The organism is Martelella sp. UBA3392 (assembly GCF_002358775.1).
GTDB lineage: Bacteria > Pseudomonadota > Alphaproteobacteria > Rhizobiales > Rhizobiaceae > Martelella > Martelella mediterranea.
This window is the reverse complement of the sequence record NZ_DEPM01000148.1, coordinates 1-18,827: the sequence shown is the minus strand read 5'-3', so window position 1 is coordinate 18,827 and position 18,827 is coordinate 1. Positions and strand designations below refer to the sequence as shown.

The window sequence follows — 18,827 nt, the reverse complement described above, 5'->3', positions numbered from 1 at the left end:
AGCACCGCGAGCGTGATCAGTTGCGGGATAACGCGTTTCAGTCCGGCGGGCATCACACGGCCTCCGTCTTCTTGGAGGAGGCGATCGTCTTGACGATGTTGTCGGTGGCGATCTCCGCGCCGGTCAGTTCGGCGACATGGCGGCGGTCGCGCACGACGATCACGCGGTCGGAAACCGCGATCAGTTCGTCAAGCTCGGATGAGATGATCAGGATCGCCATGCCCTCCTCGGTAATGTCCTGGATCAGGTGCAATATTTCGGCATGCGCCCCGACATCGATGCCGCGCGTCGGCTCATCGAGGATCAGGAAGCGCGGGTTCATGGCGAGCCAGCGGGCGAGCACGACCTTCTGCTGGTTGCCGCCGGAGAGTTCGCCGATCGGTTTTTCCGCGCTGGAGGTGCGGATATCGAGCTTCTCGATATATTCGGCGGCCAGCCGGTCCTGCTCGGCGCGGCTGATCGGGCGGGCCCAGCCGCGCCGCGCCTGCAGCGCCAGCGCGATATTCTCACGCACCGACAGATCGGCGATGATGCCGTCGGTCTTTCGGTCCTCGGGCGCAAAGCCGAAGCCGGCCGCGATCGCGTCGCGCGGATTGGCGATCGCGATCTTGCCGTTTTCATCGGAGATCGAGCCGGACTGGGCGCTGCGCACGCCGAAGATCAGTTCCGCGGTTTCGGTGCGGCCGGAACCGAGCAGCCCGGCAAGGCCGACCACCTCGCCGCGATGGATATCGAGATCGAAGGGTTCGATGAAATTGCGCTTGCCGAAATCGCGGACCTTGATCAGCGGTTCGCTGCCGACCCGGCCTTCGGTGCCGCGGCGCTGGGCATCGGCTTCGCTCTCGTCCAGCACGCGGCCGAGCATGTGGGAAATCAGCCGCACCCGGTCGAGCTCGGCGGTCTTTTCGGTGGTGATCTTGCAGCCATTGCGCAGCACGGTCACGCGGTCGGTGAGCGCGAAGACCTGATCGAGGAAGTGGGAAACGAAGATGATGCCGAGGCCCTCGTCGCGCAGCTTGCGCACGACGTCGAAAAGCATCTCGACCTCGCGGGCGTCCAGGCTGGCGGTCGGCTCGTCGAGGATCAGCACCTTGCCGGAAAGCGCCACCGCGCGGGCGATGGCGACGATCTGCTGGACGGCGACCGAATGGCTGCCGAGATCGCGATTGACGTCGATGTCGAGACCGTAGCCGGCGATCATCGCTTCGGCCTCGCGGCGCATGGCGCCGCCGTCGATGATGCCGAAGCGGCGTGGTTCGCGGCCGAAGGTGAGGTTCTGCGCGACCGTGAGGTTCGCAAGCAGGTTCACCTCCTGATAGACCGTGCCGATGCCGAGATCCTGGGCCTCCAGCGTGGAACGCGGGGAAATGGTCTGGCCGTCCAGCGTGATCGTGCCCTCGTCGCGGCTATAGGCGCCGGTCAGGCATTTGATCAGTGTGGATTTGCCGGCGCCGTTTTCGCCGAGCAGGGCGTGGACCTCGCCGGCGGCCAACTCGAAGCCGACATCGTCGAGCGCCTTCATGCCGACGAAGCTCTTGGTGAGGTTTTGAATTGTCAGAAGCATTTTCGAGCACCCTGGATCGATCGCGCGGCGCCTTTTGTCTTGCAAGCATTCTCGACGGGCGAGGCGCCCGACCGAAATATGCTTCAGGCGTGCCGAGGCGGCCGGGACCCCGATGACCCCGACCGCACCCGGGAGGATGGCTTAGTAGCCGAGGCTCTTGCGGCGCTCCGCCTCACCCTTCGGATCGTCTGCCTGGGTGTAGAGCTTCGATTCCGTCTGGATGAATTTCGGCGGCATGGTGCCGTCGGCCCAGTAGGCTTCCAGAGCATCGAAGGCGGGACCGGCCATGTTCGGCGTCAGCTCCACCGTGGCATTCGCCTCGCCGGCGGCCATGGCCTGGAAGTAGTCCGGCACGGCGTCGATCGCGACCACCAGAATGTCGGAACCGGGTTTCAGGCCGGCTTCCTTGATCGCCTGGATGGCGCCAACGGCCATGTCGTCATTATGCGCATAGAGCGCGCAGATGTCGGCCCCGCCGTTTTCGGCCTGCAGGAAGCTTTCCATGACTTCCTTGCCCTGCGAACGGGTGAAGTCGCCGGTCTGGCTGCGGACGATCTCGATATTGTCGTGGCCTTCAATGGCATTGCGGAAGCCGGTGGCGCGGTCGATCGCCGGCGAGGAGCCGGTCGTGCCCTGGAGTTCCACAACGCGGCAATCCTTGTCGCCGACAGTTTCGACCAGCCAGCCGCCGGCCACTTCGCCCTCATGTACGAGGTTGGAGCCGACCGCCGTCAGATAGAGATCGTCGGAGCTGTCGACCTGGCGGTCGAGCAGGACGACCGGAATGTCGGCATCCTTGGCTTCTTCCAGCGCGCTGTCCCAGCCTGTGGCGACGACCGGGGCGAGCAGGATGGCATCAACGCCCTGGGCCACGAAGGCGCGGATGGCGGCGATCTGGTTTTCCTGCTTCTGCTGGGCGTCGGAGAATTTCAGGTCGATGCCGCGCTCTTCGGCCTGCTGCTTGGTGAGCGTGGTTTCCGCTGCGCGCCAGCCCGATTCGGAGCCGATCTGCGAAAAGCCGACGGTCTGGGCCGAGGCGGCTGCCGCCGTCATGGTGATGGCGGCGACGGTTGTAAGCAATAGAGACTTCATCTGTTATGTCCTCCCGTTAACAGAACGCGGCAAGGCTTTGCCGCAGACGCCGGCGGCGCTTTCGAGCCACCCGGCAATACGCCGAGACATTCCGCACGGTCGGGGGCATGTCCTCCCGCCACGACCGTTCGTCTTGCGGCAACCGGCAGGTTTCCCGGCCAAGCTTCCCGCAAAAAATGTCCTTGCGATGAGGGGAGTGTTGCAATTTACCGCTATAGGGACAAATGAATAATCGTGTTTCTGATATAGCAGAAATGGTATGGATATGACCTCAGACGGCGAGCGCTATAGCGGACAGGACGAATTCATCCGGCGCGGACTGCGGTTTTCGCAGATGCGTCTGATCGCGCTGCTCGACCGCAAGGGCCAGATTTCATCGGCCGCCGCCCAGCTCGGCATGACCCAGTCTGCGGCCTCCCGGCTGTTGTCGGAACTGGAGCACACGGTCGGCGCCAAGCTCTACGAACGCCACGGCCGCGGTGTCGAGCTGACCGAGGCGGGCCAGGCGATGGCCGAGCAGGCGCTGGTGATCCTCAACCAGCTCGATTACGCCCATCGCGAGATCGCGCAGATCGTCGAGGGCGCGCGCGGGCTGGTGCGCATGGGCGCGGTGACCGGCCCCTCGTTGCAACTGATCATGCCTGTCATCCGGCAGCTCAGGAGAGATTTTCCCGAGATCGAGGTTTCGGTGCAGGTCGATACCTCGGACAAGCTCGCCGAGGCGCTGTTTTCCCACGATGTCGATTTCTACATCGGCCGCCTGCCGGAGGACATGGACGCGAAATCCGTGACCATGCGGCCGCTGGGCGTCGAACCGGTGACCATGATCGCGGGCGTGCACCATCCGCTCGCCGGCCGGGAGTCGATTTCGATCGGCGAGTGCCTGGATTATGATTGGGTGATGCAGCCGGTCGGCACGCCGTTGCGTCGCTCGGTCGAGGCGCATCTGATGGCGAACGGCTTCCAGCTTCCCCGCCATGTTCTGGTCACCACATCGCCGCTGCTCTCGCTCGCCATGATCGCGGAGACCGACGCGGTGACGCCGGTCGCCCGGCCGGTGGCGGATTTCTTTCATGCCGGCGGCAAGCTCGGCGCGGCGATCTGCCAACTGCCCGTGCGCGAGGCTATCGATGTCAGCGCCTACTCGATCATCCAGCGCGTTTCGGCGCTGCAGCCGCCGCCGGTCAAGCGCGTGCTGGCATTGATCGAACGCGAGATCGCGCTCCACCCCGACCAGTTTCCCGAAAGCGGCGCGCGGCGTCCGCAGAATTGATCTTAGTCAATGCCGCACTCCGGCAGGACGGGCAGATTGAAGCCATAAGTTCTGCATAGAGGAGCAAGACGTCATGTTTACGAAGATCATTGTTCCTGTCGATATTTCGACCCTCGACAAGGGCGCCGATATCTTCAGGAAAGCCGCCAGCCTGCTGGACGAGGGCGGGAAGATCACTCTCCTCCATGTGGTGGAGGAAGTGCCCTCTTACCTCGCGATCGACATGCCGGCCGATCTCATCGCCAATGCCACGGACGAGGCGCAGGACAAACTCGTGAAGCTGCGCGACGACACCGGCATCGATGCCGAGATCGAATTGCGCAGCGGCCCGCCGGCGCGCGAAATTCTTGCCTGCGCCAAAGAGCGGGGCGCCGACCTGATCATCATCGCCTCGCATCGGCCGGATTTCTCGAACTATCTGTTGGGATCGACCGCCGACAGGGTCGTGCGTCACGCTGTCTGTTCGGTGCTGGTGCGCAGATAAACACAAGTGGTGAGGGCATTCCGCCGTCAGGCAGGAACAGCCGAGGAGAACATTATGGACGTCGCACATTACAAGGCCGTGCTGGAAACACGCCAGGCCGAAATTCTGAAACGGCTGCACCGGATCGACGATGATCTCGGTCGCACCCGCAATCCCGACAGCGCGGAACGGGCGACCGAAGCCGAGAATGACGAGGTGCTGGAGGAATTCGGCCATGTCGGCTCGGACGAGTTGAAGGGGCTTGAAGCCGCCCTGCAACGCATCGAGGCCGGCACTTACGGCAAATGCGTGAAGTGCGGCAAGCCGATCTCCGAGGAACGTCTGGAAGTCGTGCCGCAGACGCCGTTCTGCAAGAAATGCGCCGCTTCGCTTTGATCTGGCGGATGGGCGGAGGCTGATTGGCCTGAAGGCCACAGCCTCGACCCGCTTCAAAAGGAAGGCCGGTCATGGCAACGAACCAGCTTCATCGCGGTCGTCTGATTGACCATGTTCAACTCGTGGTTCGCGATTTCAAGGCCAGCGAAACCTTCTACAGGGCGGTCATGTCGGTGCTCGATATACCGGTTTTCGTCATGGGCGATGATTACCTCATGGCAGACGAACTGGTCGTATCGTCCGTTGGCAGCGCAACCGCTTCGGGTCAACTGACCGGGCGTCATCATCTCGCCTTCCAGGCGAAAGATCGTGCGACCGTTGACGCTTTCTACAGCGCTGCGCTGGCGCATGGAGGGCGTGACAATGGCGCGCCCGGCCTGCGGGCCTATCATCCGTCCTATTACGCCGCCTTCGTCCTCGACCCCGATGGCAACAATATCGAGGCCGTGTACCAGGGAGAGGCAAAACGCAGCGCTCCCTCCGTTGCAATTGATTTCTAGAGCAGCCACGTTGTTAGGGCGCTGCAGGCGTTCCGGTGGCCGTGATCCTGGTTCCCGCGATGGCGGCTGAGAGAGCGGAAAGGTTTCCACTGGAAAGGCTTTCCAGGGAGAGGCCGGGTTCGCTGTCGATGCTCAGGGTCCAGCTGCCTTCCGGTTTGGGGAAGGCGCGGATCAGCGCGCTGAGTGCGGCCAATGATTCGGGGGGCATTGTTGTCTCAGGCCAGCTTGCAAGCATCGCAATTGCGACCTCCTGAGCTGCCGCGATTGCGGGGCGGGGGTCCTGGTCGGCAGGCAGGGCGCTCAGTATGGGCGGCGCGAAGAGCCTGGCGAACAGGCCGTTGTCTTTAAGAGAAGCCTCAAAATGATCGAGCGTGCCAGTGACCTCGGTCAGGTTTGATAGCGGCACATCGCTGTTGTCGAAGTCCGACAGACTGGCTGATAGCGAGAGGCGGCCGAGCTTTCCGGCGCTGAGCTCGAAATCGACCGCGCCGGTGCGTTCAGCCGGATGGGTCGCGTAGGCAAGGTGAAGGTCAATGCCGGTACTGGAGAGGCTGATGATGTAATCCTGGAGCGGCGAGCCCGTTTGCGGCACGATACGCAGACCCTTTAGCGTCAGATCTGCCGCGGCGGAAAGTCTTCCGGCCGGAAAAGTTTGCAGGAGGTCGGGGCTGAGCAGGACGACTTCATCAATTCTATAATGGATGTATGAACTCTCGACCCAGGACAGGTCAGTGGCGCGGCAGCCGCCATCGACATCTTCGATAAGGGTGTCTTGTGTGGTCTCGACGTCCGGAATGGATGCGAGAAGGGCAGCACAATCGGCGAGAGGCGCGGTCCTGTCCGCAAGCTCGGCCAGACTCGGCTGGGAAAACAGCGGGACAGCTAAAGCGAAGAGGCCGAGCGCTCGCATCGTTGCGACTCCATAAGAACGGTAAGGTTGATGTCGGCTTTCATTGCCGAGTGCGGCAGGAATGTGGCGCTCTGCACGCGCCGTCAACAGGACTTCAGGACCGGGCAACCGAATTGGTGCACATAACTGCGGAAAGCGTGGTCGCCGGCTGAATGATCGTTTTGACACGGACCCGCCTCTCGCTCAATATGAGGCTCATTGCGAACATGAGGAGCGGCGATCATGAAGGCGTTTGGTTTGAGTTTGGCGGCGGCATTGATGCTGGCCGGATCGGCTTTCGCTCAGGATGAACAGGTCAAGTATTCCGACGCGCCGACGGCGGATTGCCTTGCGGCGGCCGATACGGCGGATGCGATGCGCGCCTGTATCGGGCTTGCGACGGCACAATGCGTCGATGCCTCGGATTATGGCTCGACCACTGTCGGCATGATGGAATGCGCCGGCAAGGAAACCGACTTCTGGGACGCGAAGCTGAACGCGACCTTCAAGGAACTGATGGCGCGCGCCGAAAAGTTCGACAAGATGAACGCGGACGATCCGCGCATTGTCGAAAAGATCGCCGACAGCCTGCGCGACATGCAGCGCGCCTGGATACCCTATCGCGACGCGACCTGCACCTTTCAGTATGCGCTCGGCATGGGCGGCACGATCGCCTCGACGCTGTCTTCGAACTGCCAGCTCGAGATGACGGCGGAGCAGTATATCTACCTCGCGACCGCGTGGCAGGAGAACTGATCCGCATGGACGAGCCCCTCGCGGCATTGTAAAGCCGGGGCAAACCCAATTCAGGTGAGCCCATGCTGATACGCGATGCCGTGGAGGCCGATCTTCCGGCCATTCTCGAGATTTACAACGACGCCGTCATGAATTCGACCGCGATCTGGAACGAGATCGTGGTCGATCTCGACAACCGCAAGACCTGGCTGGCCGCGCGCCGCGCCAAGGGCTTTCCGGTGCTTGTGGCCGAGCGCGACGGCGTGGTCCTCGGCTATGCGAGCTATGGCGACTGGCGGGCCTTTGACGGCTATCGTCATACGGTGGAGCATTCCGTCTATGTGCGCAGCGATATGCGCGGCGGCGGCATCGGCCGGGCGCTGATGGAGGGCTTGCTCGCCTATGCGAAAAAGGCGGGCGTTCATGCGATGATCGCCGCCATCGAGGCCGGTAATGCCGGCTCCATCGCGCTGCACGAAAAGCTCGGCTTCTTCCACACCGGCCGCTACCCTGAGGTCGGCACCAAGTTCGGCCGCTGGCTCGATCTCGTCACGATGCAGTATCTGTTTGCGGAGTAGATCCATTGAGTTTGGAAAGGTATCTACACTGCTGGCAATGCTCCGATTCAGTGTACGTCCTTGCTCTCTGTGGTCGGGCTTGAAGAAAGGCCTATCCCCCTATTCGGCGTCATCCTCGGGCTTGACCCGAGGATCCAAGCACCTCGCCCTGCGACAGGCGTCTGCGGTTGACGTGACGTGTTCCCGACGCATGGCGAGAACGCCGCCAGCTCCTCTCGCGGCAGACGTGGTTAGATGCTCGGGACAGGCCCGAGCATGACGGCGGAGAGGATGAGCGGGCATGGTGCCGTCAAATCCGGCTTTCTGTCGGCCAGCGCCGTCGGCTCGCGCAATCAAATCGCCCCGAGCGTCCTGCTGACGGCGTTTTTCCAGCCCTTGTAGAGCCGCTCGCGGGTGGCCTCGTCCATTGACGGGGTGAACTGGCGGTCGAGCGCCCAGATTTTCGAGAATTCCTCGCGGTCGGGATAGAGCCCGGCGCGGCTGCCGGCGAGCCAGGCGGCGCCCAGCGTGGTGGTTTCGACCACCTTGGGCCGGTCGACGGGAACGCCCAGAATGTCGGAAAGGAACTGCATGGTCCAGTCATTGGCGCTCATGCCGCCATCGACGCGCAGGATATTGGCGCTGTCGGCGCTGCCCCAGTCATCCTGCATCGCTTCCAATAGGTCGCGGGTCTGGTAGCCGACGCTCTGAAGCGCGGCGCGGGCGAATTCGGCGGGCCCGGAATTGCGGGTCAGCCCGAAGATCGCGCCGCGGCTTTCGGCATCCCAATAGGGAGCGCCGAGGCCGGTGAAGGCCGGCACCATGTAGAGCGTCTGCCCGGCATCGGCGGATTTCGCCAGCGCATCGGTTTCGCGGGCGTGGCGGATCACCTTCAGCCCGTCGCGCAGCCATTGCACCACCGCGCCGGCGATGAAGATCGAGCCTTCGAGCGCATAGGTGGGCTGGCCGTCGAACTGATAGGCGATGGTGGTCAGCATGCGGTTCTTGCTGGCAACCATCCTGTCGCCGGTGTTGAGCAGCGCGAAGCAGCCGGTGCCATAGGTGGATTTCAGCATGCCGGGCGTAAAACAGGCCTGGCCGATGGTTGCCGCCTGCTGGTCGCCGGCAACGCCGTAGATCGGAATTTCGCGGCCGAACAGATCGGCCCGCGTCATGCCGAAATCGGCGGCGCAGTCCTTCACCTCCGGCAGGATCGCCTGCGGAATGTCGAGGAGCTTGCAGATATCGGCGTCCCATTCGCCCTTGTCGATATTGTAGAGCATGGTGCGCGCGGCATTGGTGGCGTCGGTCACATGGGAGCGCCCGCCGGTCAGCCGCCAGATCAGATAGGTGTCGACCGTGCCGAAAGCGAGCTTGCCATTCTCGGCTTTCCGGCGCGCACCCTCGACATTGTCGAGCAGCCAGGCGAGTTTGGTGGCGGAGAAATACGGGTCGAGCAGCAGGCCGGTGGCCGCTGTGATAAACTTCTCATGCCCGTCCTCGCGCAGCTTGGCGCAGCGGTCGGCGGTGCGCCGGTCCTGCCAGACGATGGCATTGTGGATCGGCCGCCCGGTCTCGCGGTCCCAGACGATCACGGTCTCGCGCTGGTTGGCGATGCCGATCGCGGCGATATCGGCGGTGGCGACCTCGGCGCGTTCGACTGCCTCGCGGCAGGTGGCGGCGACCGTCGACCAGATATCGGCGGGATCGTGCTCGACATGGCCGGAAGCGGGGTAATGCTGGGGGAATTCCTCCTGGGCGGAGGCGACGATCTTCATCTGATCGTCGAAGATGATGGCGCGGCTCGATGTCGTGCCCTGGTCGATCGCCAGAATATGGCCCATGGGTTTCTCCTCCCCCTCGTTGTTTTCGTCAGCCGGCGGCGTTCATCCAGTCGTCCAGCGCCGCGATCTCGTCCGCGCTCATCCTAAGGCCGCGCTTGGTGCGGCGAAAGACGATATCCTCCGCCGTCCGCGCAAATTCCTTTTCCATCAGCCAGCGCACCTCCGCCTCGTAAAGCCCGGCGCCGAAATGCCGGCCGAGATCGGCTGGCGTTTTTGCGGTTCCGAGCAAGTCCCAGCACTCGCTGCCATAGCTGCGGATCAGGCGAAGCGCCGCGGCATGGTCGAGAAAGGGGTAATCGCGCGCGAGCCTGTCGGGCATGGCCGCCGTTTCGGCCACCGGAAAGTCGCCGCCAGGCAGTGTGGATGTCGCCGTCCAGTCGCCGCCAGCCTGTGGAAAATAGTGGGACAGCTTGTGGATAACCGCCTCGGCAAGTTTCCGGTGCGTGGTGATCTTGCCGCCGAAGACGCTCAAGAGCGGCGCGCCTTCCTTGCGTAGCGAAAGGACATAGTCACGGGTCGCTGCTGTAGCGGAAGAAGCGCCGTCGTCATAGAGCGGGCGCACGCCGGAATAGGTCCACACGATATCGTCGGTCGTCACCGGCTTCTCGAAATATTCCGAGGCGAAGCGGCAGAGATAATCCGCCTCCTCGGGCGTGCATTTGGCCTCGCTGGCCGGGCCGTGATGGTCCTGGTCGGTGGTGCCGATCAGGGTGAAATCCTGCTCAAAAGGAATGGCGAAGATGATCCGCCCGTCCGAGCCCTGGAAGAAGTAGCAGCGATCATGGTCGTAGAGCTTGCGGGTGACGATGTGGCTGCCGCGCACAAGCCGGACCTTTTCCTTCGTGTCGATGCCGAGCGTGCCCTTCAGCAGATCGGCGACCCAGGGCCCGCCGGCATTGACCAGAGCGCGGGCATGAACCGGCGGCAGCGGGCCTTCGGCGTTTTCAAGCGAGATTTTCCACAGCGTCGCGCCATCTGCACCCGTCACCTGCTCCGCCCCGGTCACCCGCGTGCGGGTCATGATGTTCGCGCCGCGCGTCGCCGCATCGCGGGCCATCAGCGAGACGAGGCGGGCATCCTGTATCCAGCAGTCGGAATATTCGAATGCGCGCCGATACTCGCTTTTGAGCGGTTTGCCGGCCTTATCGCGCGAAAGATCGAGCGCCTTGGTGGCAGGCAGGATCTTGCGGCCGCCCAGATGGTCGTAGAGAAACAGGCCGAGCCGGACCAACCACCACGGGCGCAGGCCCTTGTGATGCGGCAGCACGAAGCGCATCGGCCAGGAAATATGCGGCATCGCCTTCAGCAGCACCTCGCGCTCGATCAGCGCCTCGCGCACCAGCCGGAACTCGTAATATTCAAGGTAGCGCAGCCCGCCATGATAGAGCTTGGTCGAGGCGGAGGAGGTGGCCGAGGCGAGGTCGTTCATCTCCGCAAGCGCGACGGAAAGGCCGCGGCCCGCGGCATCGCGCGCCACGCCGACGCCGTTGACGCCGCCGCCGATAACGAAAATGTCGACAGGTTCCGACATGCAAACTCCTGCTGTTGGGTGGCCCAACAATGCTCGCATGGGTTCGTTTTGTCAAAGATAATGTTCGTAAATATTCGTTTTGATGAATTGCGAACCTATTCGGCCGCCTCGCCCTTGGCTTCCGGCTTCAGCCGCCTGTGGCCGGAAACGGCGGAACCGCTATCAGCGTCAAGCCGCAGTAGCGGCACGATTGCGGCCAGCGAAATGAAGGAGACTACCAGGAAAGCGATATGGAAGTGCTGGACCGTCAGCCCTTCTCCGGTGAACCACGCCGTGGCCTCGAGTATGGTCGCGGCGAAGGCGACGCCGAGTGCGAGGCTGACCTGCTGGAACATCGATGTGGAGGCGGTCGCCTGGCTCGCCTGCGCCGGTTCGATATCGGCATAGCCGAGCGCATTGACGCCGGTGAAGAAGAACGAGCGGCAGAGCCCGGTGGCAAACAGCAGCGTGACGATGATGATATAGGGCGTCGTCGCCTCGAAGAAGGCGAAGCTCATCGTCAGCAGCGAGGCGCCGAGTGCCGCCACCATTAGCACGGTGCGGAAGCCGAAGGCTGCGAAGACGCGCGGCGCAACGAACTTCATTACCAGCGCGCCGACCGCGCCGACAAAGGTGATCATGCCGGACTGGAACGGGTTGAGGCCGAAACCGAGCTGCAGCATCAGCGGCATCAGAAACGGAAACGCGCCAGTGGCCATCCGGAAGAAGGCCGAGGCGCCAACCGCCGCGCGATAGGTCGGCGTCTGGAACAGTTTCAGGTTCAGCAGCGGATTGGCCTTGCGCCGTGCGTGCCAGAGATAGGCAAGTGCTGCCGCGATGCCGATCAAGGTGGTGATGATCCCGGTTGCCGGCGGCAGGGCCGGAAGCGAGATCACCGACATGCCGAAGACGATGCCGGAAGCGGCGGTCGCCACCAGGAAGAACCCCATCCAGTCGAGGTTCGACGTCGGCTCGTCCTTGATCGCCGGCAGGAATATGGCCGACATGATGAGACCGACAATGCCGATCGGCACATTGATCAGGAAGATCCAGTGCCAAGAAAAATAGGTGGTGATGAAGCCGCCGACCGGCGGCCCCGCCATCGGCCCGACCAGCGCCGGGATCGTCAACAGCGCCATGGCGCGCACCAGTTCGGAGCGGTCGGTGGTGCGCAGGATCACGAGGCGGCCCACCGGCGTCATCATCGCCCCGCCCATGCCCTGCAGAAAGCGCGCGCCGACGAATTCCAGCAGATTGCCGGAGACGGCGCAGGCCACCGAGCCCAGCAGGAACACGAGGATCGCGGAGCGGAACACCCGTGCGGCGCCGAACCGGTCGGCCATCCAGCCGGAGACCGGAATGAAGATCGCCAGCGCCACCATATAGGTCGTCAGCGCCAGTTTCAGCGTGATCGGCCCGACATTGAGATCGGCGGCGATCGCCGGCAGCGCCGTGGAAATCACCGTTGAATCCATGTTTTCCATGAACAGGGCAACAGCCATGATGAGCGGAACGACGGGATTCATAGACGGGACTTCTCTGTCAAAAACATGCGAAAGGCATACTTATTAGACCCCGCCGTCCGAAACGCCAAATGATAATCACGCGGCGTTTCACGCAAAAGTGAGACCGGAGCGCGGCTGAAATCGGCTCATTGTCTTGAAACCGTGGTTTTCTCCCCAAATTCAGTGTTTTCATTTCAAGGAGGACGATGATGGCAGAAGACAATGGCATTCACCGCCGCCGCCTGATGGCGACAGCCGGCATTACCGCACTTGCCGCGCCCTTTATCGCCAGAGGCGGCAGCGCGATCGCCGCCGACGGAGAGATGATGGAAACGTCGCGGGGCCCCCGGACCGACAGCTTCAACCTCGGCGATTTCAAGCTGGTCGTGGTCGAGGACGGCACCCGCGTGATGGAAAATCCGGGCGATACCTTCGGCACGGGGCAGGATCCCGCCGATGTTGCCGCACTTCTGGAAGAGAACTTCCTGCCCGAGGACAAGATGGTCAACGGCTTCGCGCCGGTGCTGGTCGATACCGGGGAGCAGGTGATCCTGTTCGACACCGGCATGGGCCCGGCCGGTCGCTCCTGGGGCGCGGGGCAGCTTATGGCGGGCCTGAAGGCCAATGGCTATCAGCCGGGCGATATCGATGTCGTGGTGATTACCCACATGCATGGCGACCACATCAACGGGCTTATGGAGGAGGGCGGCCCGGCCTTTCCCAATGCCAGCTATGTGTTCGGCGACAAGGAATATGCCTTCTGGAGCGATGAGGCCCGCGTCGGCACGCCGGCGGAAGGCGGGCATGAAAGCGTCAAGAAACTGATCGTCCCGTTTGCCGAGCAGGCGCGGTTCATCATGGGCGGCGATGAGGTGGCCCCCGGCATCACCGCCATGGAGGCTTTCGGCCATACGCCGGGCCACATGATCTTCATGCTCGAATCGGGCGGAAGGCAATTGCTGCTGACGGCCGACACCGCCAATCACTACGTGCTTTCGCTGCAGCGCCCGGACTGGCAGGTGCGCTTCGACATGGACAAGGAGATGGCGGCGGCGACTCGTCGTCAAGTCTTCGACATGGTCGCGGCGGAGAAAATCCCGTTCCTCGGCTATCACATGCCGTTCCCCTCGGTCGGCTATGTCGAAAAGACCGATCAGGGCTACATGTTCATGCCGAAAACCTACCAGTTCGCGCTTTGAGACCTCAATAGCGCCACGGCTTTGCTGGAAAACCCTGCAATCCGCAGTCATGGCTGCGGATTGCTATTTCCAAGCCGTCATCTTCGTGTTACGAGCACTCGCCAACTTCCAGGATTATCTTGCAAGGGACCGGATGGGGAAATCCTTCCGGGCCATTTCGTATTTTGAAAAGGAAATTGGCCATGGCGCAAATCATTCAGGCCGCGACCGGCATGCAGGCGCTCACCTTCGACGATGTGCTGCTGCAGCCGGGTCATTCCGAGGTCATGCCGGGCGAGGTCGATGTTTCGACCACGATCGCCCAGGACATCCACCTCAACCTGCCGATCCTCTCTTCCGCCATGGATACCGTGACCGAGGCCCGGCTTGCCATCGCCATGGCGCAGGCCGGCGGCATCGGCGTCATCCACCGCAACCTCTCGCCTCACGAACAGGCCGAGCAGGTCCGTCAGGTCAAGAAGTTCGAAAGCGGCATGGTCGTCAACCCGGTGACGATCGGTCCCGATGCCACGCTCGCCGAAGCGCTGGCGCTGATGAAGACCCACAAGATTTCCGGTATTCCGGTGGTCGAGCAGGGCACCAGCGACGGCCACACATCGGGCCGGCTTGTCGGCATCCTCACCAATCGCGATGTCCGCTTCGCATCCAATCCCGAACAGCGCATCTATGAACTGATGACGCGCGAAAACCTGATCACCGTGCGCGAGACGGTCGAGCAGCAGGAGGCCAAGCGCCTGCTGCACCACCACCGCATCGAAAAGCTGCTGGTGGTCGACGATCGCGGCCATTGCGTCGGCCTGATCACCGTCAAGGACATGGAGAAGTCGCAGCTCAACCCCAATGCCTCCAAGGATGCGCAGGGTCGGCTGCGCGCCGCCGCCGCGATCTCGGTCGGCGATGACGGCTATCAGCGCGCCGAAATGCTGGTCGATGCCGGCGTCGACCTGATCGTCATCGACACCGCCCACGGCCATTCGCAGAAGGTGCTGGATGCAGTCGGTCGGGTGAAGACGCTGTCGAACTCGGTGCGCATCATGGCCGGCAATGTCGCCACCGCCGATGGCACCAGGGCGCTGATCGATGTCGGCGCGGATGCCGTCAAGGTCGGCATCGGACCGGGCTCGATCTGCACCACCCGCATCGTCGCCGGCGTCGGCGTGCCGCAGTTGGCGGCCGTCATGGCCGCTGCCGAGGCCGCCCGCGAGGCCGGCATTCCGGTGATCGCCGATGGCGGCATCAAGTTTTCGGGCGATATGGCCAAGGCCATCGCCGCCGGCGCGTCCGCCGTCATGGTCGGCTCGCTGCTTGCCGGTACCGATGAGAGCCCGGGCGAGGTGTTCCTCTATCAGGGCCGCTCGTTCAAGGCCTATCGCGGCATGGGCTCGGTCGGCGCCATGGCGCGCGGCTCCGCCGACCGCTATTTCCAGGCCGAGGTGCGCGACACGCTGAAGCTGGTGCCCGAAGGCATCGAGGGACAGGTGCCCTACAAGGGCCCCGCTGGCGCGGTGCTGCACCAGCTCGGCGGCGGCCTGCGCGCCGCCATGGGCTATGTCGGCGGCAAGACCATCCCCGACTTCCAGGAAAAGGCGACCTTCGTCCAGATCTCCAACGCGGGCCTGCGCGAAAGCCACGCCCACGACGTGACGATCACGCGCGAAAGCCCGAACTATCCGGGTAGCGTTTGAACCCTGAGGCAAGACCTATCAGCCCACAATCTCCCCCCTTGAGGGAGGGCTATCGCATATGGCGTAGCAGCTTGCTCCCAATACTCTCTCCCTCAAGGGGAGAGATTGTTGGGGGCAAGCGGCATCGATTTCAACTCTGGCTCTGCGACTGGCTCTGGCCGGCCACGCTGAGCTTTACCTCGAGCGTTTCGCGGCCGCCGCCGATGGTCATGCCGGAGACGGGGGCGGCGTCGCGATAGTCGAGGCCGGTGGCGACGCGGACATAGCGTTCGTCCGGGCAGACCTTGTTGGCGGCGTCGAAGCCGACCCAGCCGAGGCCCTCCAGATAGCATTCCGCCCAGGCGTGGCTCGCCGTCTGGTTGGGGCCTTCCTCCATATAGAGATAGCCGGAGACATAGCGCGCCGGCACTTTCATGGCGCGCGCCGCGGCGATCACGATATGGGCGTAGTCCTGGCAGACGCCCTCCTTGTTTTCCAGCGCCTCGGCGGCGGTGGTCGCAATCGAGGTGGAGCCGGGCTTGAAGGTCATCGACTTGTGCAGGATCGCCATCAGATCGTGCAGCCGGGCGAGATCGGAATCGCCTTCCAGACGCGCGACGAGCGCCTTGATCGGCTCTTCCGCCATCGTCAGCGGCGTCGGCCGCAGGAACAGCCAGAGCGGAATATCGGGCGAGGCGGGGCCGAAAATGCCGTCGGTGTCACGTGTTTCGACAATGCCGGCCGCAGTCAGCCGCACGGTCTTGTGGTCGCCTTCCACCGAGACGAGACGCACATGGTTTTCGTACTGGTCGATATAGGCGACCTCGCTCTTGGCGCCCTCGATCGACACCGTCCAGTCCTTCACGGTCTGGCTCGCGGAGCTCACCGGCGTCAGCCGCAGCCGCTGCAGGGAGAACTGAACCGGCTCGTCGTAACTGTACTCAGTCACATGGCTGATGTTCAAAAGCATAGTTTCCTGTCCCTTTTCACGCTTCTGCGTCAGACGTAGAAGCGATACCCCTCGCTGATTTGCTGGCTGACGATATTGTTGCGGCTGACGAAATCCTCCAGGAATTCATGCAGGCCGTTATCCATGATCGTCTTGATCTTCTGCGTTCTCAGCGTGTTGCGGATCGCATGCGCGGTTTCGTGCACCTGCACCCTGGCGCCGTAATCCGCCGCCAGATAATCGAGGTTGAGCACGATCTTCTCGTAGCAATAGGCAAGCGAGCGCGGAAGCTGGACGTCAAGGATCAGGAACTCGGCGATCTGGCTCGGCTTGTACTCGCCGTTATGCACCCAGCCATAGGCGCGGTGGGCGGAGACCGAACGCAGGATCGATTCCCACTGCAGATTGTCGAGCGAGGTGCCGACATGGTGCACCGAGGGCAAGAGCACGTAATATTTCACGTCCAGAATGCGGCTGGTGTTGTCGGCGCGCTCGATGAAGGTGCCGATATGGGCGAAGTTATAGATCTCGTTCCTCAGCATCGAGCCGTGGAAGGCCCCGCGGATCAGCGCGGTCCGGTGCTTGATCACGTCGATCGCCTTGGGCAGGTCGGCCGGCTTCATCTTGGCGCCCAGCAGGGCGCGGGTGTCGATCCAGCACTCGTTGGTCGCTTCCCAGGTTTCCCGGGTCAGCGCGGTGCGCACCATGCGGGCGTTCTGGCGGCCGGAATCGATGCAGGAGACGACGCTGGAGGGATTGCGGCGGTCGCGCAGCAGAAAGTCGATGGCGTTATCGGCCGTCAGCTTGTCGTAGACCTCGAAATAGGCCTCCTGAACGCCGGCGCTTTGCAGGATGCCGTCCCAGTCGTCGGCGCCCTTGGAGCGGGTCAGCGACACCCGCTGGCCGGCATCGATCAGGCGGGCCATGTTTTCCGCGCGCTCGATATAGCGAAACATCCAGTAGAGGCCGTTTGCGGTTTTTCCGAGCATGATCAGTCCTCCAGCACCCAGGTGTCCTTGGTTCCGCCGCCCTGGCTGGAATTGACCACCAGCGAGCCTTCCTTCAGCGCCACGCGCGTCAGCCCGCCGGGCATGATGCGGACGCGATCGGAGACGAGGACATAGGGACGAAGGTCGACATGGCGCGGCGCGATGCCCTTCTTGACGAGGATCGGCACGGTCGACAGCGACAGCGTCGGCTGGGCGATGTAATTCCCCGGCCGGGCACGCAGCTTGGCGGAGAAATCCTCAAGCTCCTTCTTGCTCGCCGTCGGGCCGACCAGCATGCCGTAGCCGCCCGAACCATGGACCTCCTTGACCACGAGGTCGGCGATGTTGTCGAGCACATAAGCGAGGCTTTCCGGCTCCGAACAGCGCCATGTCGGCACGTTTTCCAGAAGCGGTTTCTGGCCGGTGTAGAATTCGACGATCTCCGGCATGTAGGAATAGATCGCCTTGTCATCGGCAATGCCCGTGCCCGGCGCGTTGGCGATGGTGATGTTGCCGGCGCGATAGACGTCCATGATGCCGGGAATGCCGAGCGCGGAATCCGGGCGGAAGGTCAGCGGATCGAGGAAGTCGTCATCGACGCGGCGGTAGATCACGTCGATCGCCTGGTAGCCGCGCGTGGTTCGCATCTGCACCTTGCCGTCGATGACGCGCAGGTCCGATCCCTCGACCAGTTCCACGCCCATCATGTCGGCGAGGAAGGAGTGTTCGTAATAGGCGGAATTGTAGATGCCGGGCGTCAGAACAGCCACGCGCGGGCGGGTGCCGGTAAAGCCGGGCGGGGCAAGCGTTGCAAGGCTCTGGCGCAGAAGCTGCGGATAGTCCTCCACCCGTCGCACCCGGTTCTTGTAGAACAGTTCGGGGAACATCTGCATCATGGTTTCCCGGTTCTCCAGCATGTAGGAGACGCCGGAGGGCGTGCGGGCGTTGTCCTCCAGCACGTAGAACTGGTCCTCGCCGGTGCGCACGATGTCAGTGCCGACAATGTGGGTATAGACCCCGCCGGGCGGCTCAAAGCCGATCATCTGCGGCAGGAAGGCGTCGTTCTCCTCGATCAGCCGGCGCGGCAGGCGTCCGGCCTTGATGATTTCCTGCTTGTGGTAGATGTCCTTCAGGAAGGCGTTGAGCGCGATCACCCGCTGCTCGATGCCGGCGGCCAGCTTGCGCCATTCGCGCCCGGCGATGATGCGCGGGACGATGTCGAAGGGGATCAGCTTTTCAGAGCTGTCCGCATGACCGTATACGGCAAAGGTGATGCCGGTCTTTCGAAAAATATTCTCGGCATCTCGGGACTTTGCGATCAATGATGCGGGGTTCTGCTGGCTGTACCAGTCATAATAGTCCTGGTAGGGCGCGCGCGGCTGGTTGTCCGCGGTCATCATTTCATCGAATGGCAAAGCGTTCATCCCCCGATTGTTATTCTTACATATCAATACAACATCGTCAGCAATGCAAGGACCATGCCTTGCCGTGCGACAACCATTTTTAAAGTGCTCCTTCACAGAAACGCGCCGAAAAACAGGCAGTTCCACAATACTTCGCCGATTTAGTGTGCAACGCCCGCCCGCCACCGGCGCTTTCCGCACAAAACAAAACCCGCCGGCGATGCGGCGGGTCGGTAGAAGGAGGGCGCTTGCCCCTGTTTTCCATCTCCGAGTCACCCTCGGGCTTGACCCGAGG

17 protein-coding genes are annotated in these 18,827 nt (G+C 62.9%); 8 read left to right on the top strand and 9 right to left on the bottom strand.

Annotation, left to right across the window (positions count from 1 at the left end; translation table 11 throughout):
* Nucleotides 1-52 precede the first annotated feature (52 nt).
* Both B4E36_RS11385 and ytfQ read right to left on the bottom strand, forming a co-directional pair.
* Entirely contained in the window at nt 53-1,564 is a 1,512-nt protein-coding gene (locus tag B4E36_RS11385) for a sugar ABC transporter ATP-binding protein (protein ID WP_292052971.1), read from the bottom strand.
* Nucleotides 1,565-1,705: 141 nt separating this feature from the next.
* Nucleotides 1,706-2,656, bottom strand: coding sequence for a galactofuranose ABC transporter, galactofuranose-binding protein YtfQ (gene ytfQ / locus B4E36_RS11380; protein WP_292052973.1), 951 nt, complete (start codon nt 2,654-2,656; stop codon nt 1,706-1,708).
* Nucleotides 2,657-2,915: 259 nt separating this feature from the next.
* On the opposite strand from ytfQ, the gene B4E36_RS11375 reads away from it, so the two are divergent.
* From B4E36_RS11375 to B4E36_RS11360, 4 genes are all read left to right on the top strand, one after another.
* The gene (locus tag B4E36_RS11375; RefSeq protein WP_292052975.1) at nt 2,916-3,929 is read left to right on the top strand and encodes a LysR substrate-binding domain-containing protein; all 1,014 of its coding nucleotides are present in this window, start codon (nt 2,916-2,918) and stop codon (nt 3,927-3,929) included.
* Nucleotides 3,930-4,002: 73 nt separating this feature from the next.
* The gene (locus tag B4E36_RS11370; RefSeq protein ID WP_292052978.1) at nt 4,003-4,413 is read left to right on the top strand and encodes a universal stress protein; all 411 of its coding nucleotides are present in this window, start codon (nt 4,003-4,005) and stop codon (nt 4,411-4,413) included.
* A gap of 54 nt (nt 4,414-4,467) precedes the next feature.
* The gene (locus B4E36_RS11365; RefSeq protein WP_292052980.1) at nt 4,468-4,788 is read left to right on the top strand and encodes a TraR/DksA family transcriptional regulator; all 321 of its coding nucleotides are present in this window, start codon (nt 4,468-4,470) and stop codon (nt 4,786-4,788) included.
* Nucleotides 4,789-4,859: 71 nt separating this feature from the next.
* Nucleotides 4,860-5,288 (top strand): VOC family protein, encoded by a 429-nt coding sequence (locus B4E36_RS11360; protein WP_292052982.1) that lies wholly within the window; start codon nt 4,860-4,862, stop codon nt 5,286-5,288.
* A gap of 13 nt (nt 5,289-5,301) precedes the next feature.
* Here B4E36_RS11360 and B4E36_RS11355 read toward each other — a convergent pair whose 3' ends face one another.
* Nucleotides 5,302-6,285, bottom strand: a complete 984-nt coding sequence (locus B4E36_RS11355) for a hypothetical protein (protein ID WP_292052984.1) — start codon at nt 6,283-6,285, stop codon at nt 5,302-5,304.
* 135 nt (nt 6,286-6,420) lie between these two features.
* On the opposite strand from B4E36_RS11355, the gene B4E36_RS11350 reads away from it, so the two are divergent.
* Together B4E36_RS11350 and B4E36_RS11345 are read left to right on the top strand one after the other, a co-directional pair.
* The gene (locus tag B4E36_RS11350) at nt 6,421-6,933 is read left to right on the top strand and encodes a lysozyme inhibitor LprI family protein (protein WP_345900362.1); all 513 of its coding nucleotides are present in this window, start codon (nt 6,421-6,423) and stop codon (nt 6,931-6,933) included.
* 62 nt (nt 6,934-6,995) lie between these two features.
* Nucleotides 6,996-7,490 carry a GNAT family N-acetyltransferase gene (locus B4E36_RS11345; RefSeq protein WP_292052988.1) on the top strand — a complete coding sequence of 165 codons (495 nt, stop codon included), beginning with the start codon at nt 6,996-6,998 and terminating at the stop codon, nt 7,488-7,490.
* 332 nt (nt 7,491-7,822) lie between these two features.
* Here the strand turns inward: B4E36_RS11345 and glpK are convergent, their stop codons facing one another.
* The 3 genes from glpK to B4E36_RS11330 form a co-directional block, all read right to left on the bottom strand.
* Nucleotides 7,823-9,313: a glycerol kinase GlpK gene (glpK, locus tag B4E36_RS11340; RefSeq protein WP_345900361.1), complete on the bottom strand. Its 1,491-nt coding sequence runs from the start codon at nt 9,311-9,313 to the stop codon at nt 7,823-7,825.
* Nucleotides 9,314-9,341: 28 nt separating this feature from the next.
* Nucleotides 9,342-10,844 (bottom strand): glycerol-3-phosphate dehydrogenase, encoded by a 1,503-nt coding sequence (glpD, locus tag B4E36_RS11335; protein WP_345900360.1) that lies wholly within the window; start codon nt 10,842-10,844, stop codon nt 9,342-9,344.
* Between the two features lie 95 nt (nt 10,845-10,939).
* Complete coding sequence (locus tag B4E36_RS11330; protein WP_345900359.1) at nt 10,940-12,349, bottom strand: DHA2 family efflux MFS transporter permease subunit; 1,410 nt, start codon at nt 12,347-12,349, stop codon at nt 10,940-10,942.
* Nucleotides 12,350-12,537: 188 nt separating this feature from the next.
* Here B4E36_RS11330 and B4E36_RS11325 point away from each other — a divergent pair, with 188 nt between their 5' ends.
* A complete protein-coding gene (locus B4E36_RS11325; RefSeq protein ID WP_345900358.1) occupies nt 12,538-13,527 on the top strand; it encodes an MBL fold metallo-hydrolase in 990 nt (329 codons plus the stop codon).
* A 182-nt stretch (nt 13,528-13,709) separates the two neighbouring features.
* Entirely contained in the window at nt 13,710-15,212 is a 1,503-nt protein-coding gene (gene guaB / locus B4E36_RS11320) for an IMP dehydrogenase (RefSeq protein WP_345900357.1), read from the top strand.
* A gap of 130 nt (nt 15,213-15,342) precedes the next feature.
* Here the strand turns inward: guaB and B4E36_RS11315 are convergent, their stop codons facing one another.
* From B4E36_RS11315 to B4E36_RS11305, 3 genes are read right to left on the bottom strand one after another with little or no spacing between them, the layout of a single operon-like run.
* Entirely contained in the window at nt 15,343-16,161 is an 819-nt protein-coding gene (locus tag B4E36_RS11315) for a transglutaminase family protein (RefSeq protein WP_292052999.1), read from the bottom strand.
* Between the two features lie 29 nt (nt 16,162-16,190).
* On the bottom strand, nt 16,191-17,129 hold the full coding sequence (locus B4E36_RS11310) for an alpha-E domain-containing protein (protein ID WP_345900356.1): 939 nt from the start codon (nt 17,127-17,129) through the stop codon (nt 16,191-16,193).
* Nucleotides 17,130-17,131: 2 nt separating this feature from the next.
* Nucleotides 17,132-18,553, bottom strand: a complete 1,422-nt coding sequence (locus B4E36_RS11305) for a circularly permuted type 2 ATP-grasp protein (protein ID WP_345900355.1) — start codon at nt 18,551-18,553, stop codon at nt 17,132-17,134.
* Between the last annotated feature and the right edge of the window lie 274 nt (nt 18,554-18,827).

What these genes read in the sequence shown, in the direction of transcription:
- B4E36_RS11385 (WP_292052971.1), bottom strand. Translation starts at nt 1,564, where the DNA reads ATGCTTCTGACAATTCAAAACCTCACCAAGAGCTTCGTCGGCATGAAG.
- ytfQ (WP_292052973.1), bottom strand. Translation starts at nt 2,656, where the DNA reads ATGAAGTCTCTATTGCTTACAACCGTCGCCGCCATCACCATGACGGCG.
- B4E36_RS11375 (WP_292052975.1), top strand. Translation starts at nt 2,916, where the DNA reads ATGGATATGACCTCAGACGGCGAGCGCTATAGCGGACAGGACGAATTC.
- B4E36_RS11370 (WP_292052978.1), top strand. Translation starts at nt 4,003, where the DNA reads ATGTTTACGAAGATCATTGTTCCTGTCGATATTTCGACCCTCGACAAG.
- B4E36_RS11365 (WP_292052980.1), top strand. Translation starts at nt 4,468, where the DNA reads ATGGACGTCGCACATTACAAGGCCGTGCTGGAAACACGCCAGGCCGAA.
- B4E36_RS11360 (WP_292052982.1), top strand. Translation starts at nt 4,860, where the DNA reads ATGGCAACGAACCAGCTTCATCGCGGTCGTCTGATTGACCATGTTCAA.
- B4E36_RS11350 (WP_345900362.1), top strand. Translation starts at nt 6,421, where the DNA reads ATGAAGGCGTTTGGTTTGAGTTTGGCGGCGGCATTGATGCTGGCCGGA.
- B4E36_RS11345 (WP_292052988.1), top strand. Translation starts at nt 6,996, where the DNA reads ATGCTGATACGCGATGCCGTGGAGGCCGATCTTCCGGCCATTCTCGAG.
- glpK (WP_345900361.1), bottom strand. Translation starts at nt 9,313, where the DNA reads ATGGGCCATATTCTGGCGATCGACCAGGGCACGACATCGAGCCGCGCC.
- glpD (WP_345900360.1), bottom strand. Translation starts at nt 10,844, where the DNA reads ATGTCGGAACCTGTCGACATTTTCGTTATCGGCGGCGGCGTCAACGGC.
- B4E36_RS11330 (WP_345900359.1), bottom strand. Translation starts at nt 12,349, where the DNA reads ATGAATCCCGTCGTTCCGCTCATCATGGCTGTTGCCCTGTTCATGGAA.
- B4E36_RS11325 (WP_345900358.1), top strand. Translation starts at nt 12,538, where the DNA reads ATGGCAGAAGACAATGGCATTCACCGCCGCCGCCTGATGGCGACAGCC.
- guaB (WP_345900357.1), top strand. Translation starts at nt 13,710, where the DNA reads ATGGCGCAAATCATTCAGGCCGCGACCGGCATGCAGGCGCTCACCTTC.
- B4E36_RS11315 (WP_292052999.1), bottom strand. Translation starts at nt 16,161, where the DNA reads ATGCTTTTGAACATCAGCCATGTGACTGAGTACAGTTACGACGAGCCG.
- B4E36_RS11310 (WP_345900356.1), bottom strand. Translation starts at nt 17,129, where the DNA reads ATGCTCGGAAAAACCGCAAACGGCCTCTACTGGATGTTTCGCTATATC.
- B4E36_RS11305 (WP_345900355.1), bottom strand. Translation starts at nt 18,553, where the DNA reads ATGAACGCTTTGCCATTCGATGAAATGATGACCGCGGACAACCAGCCG.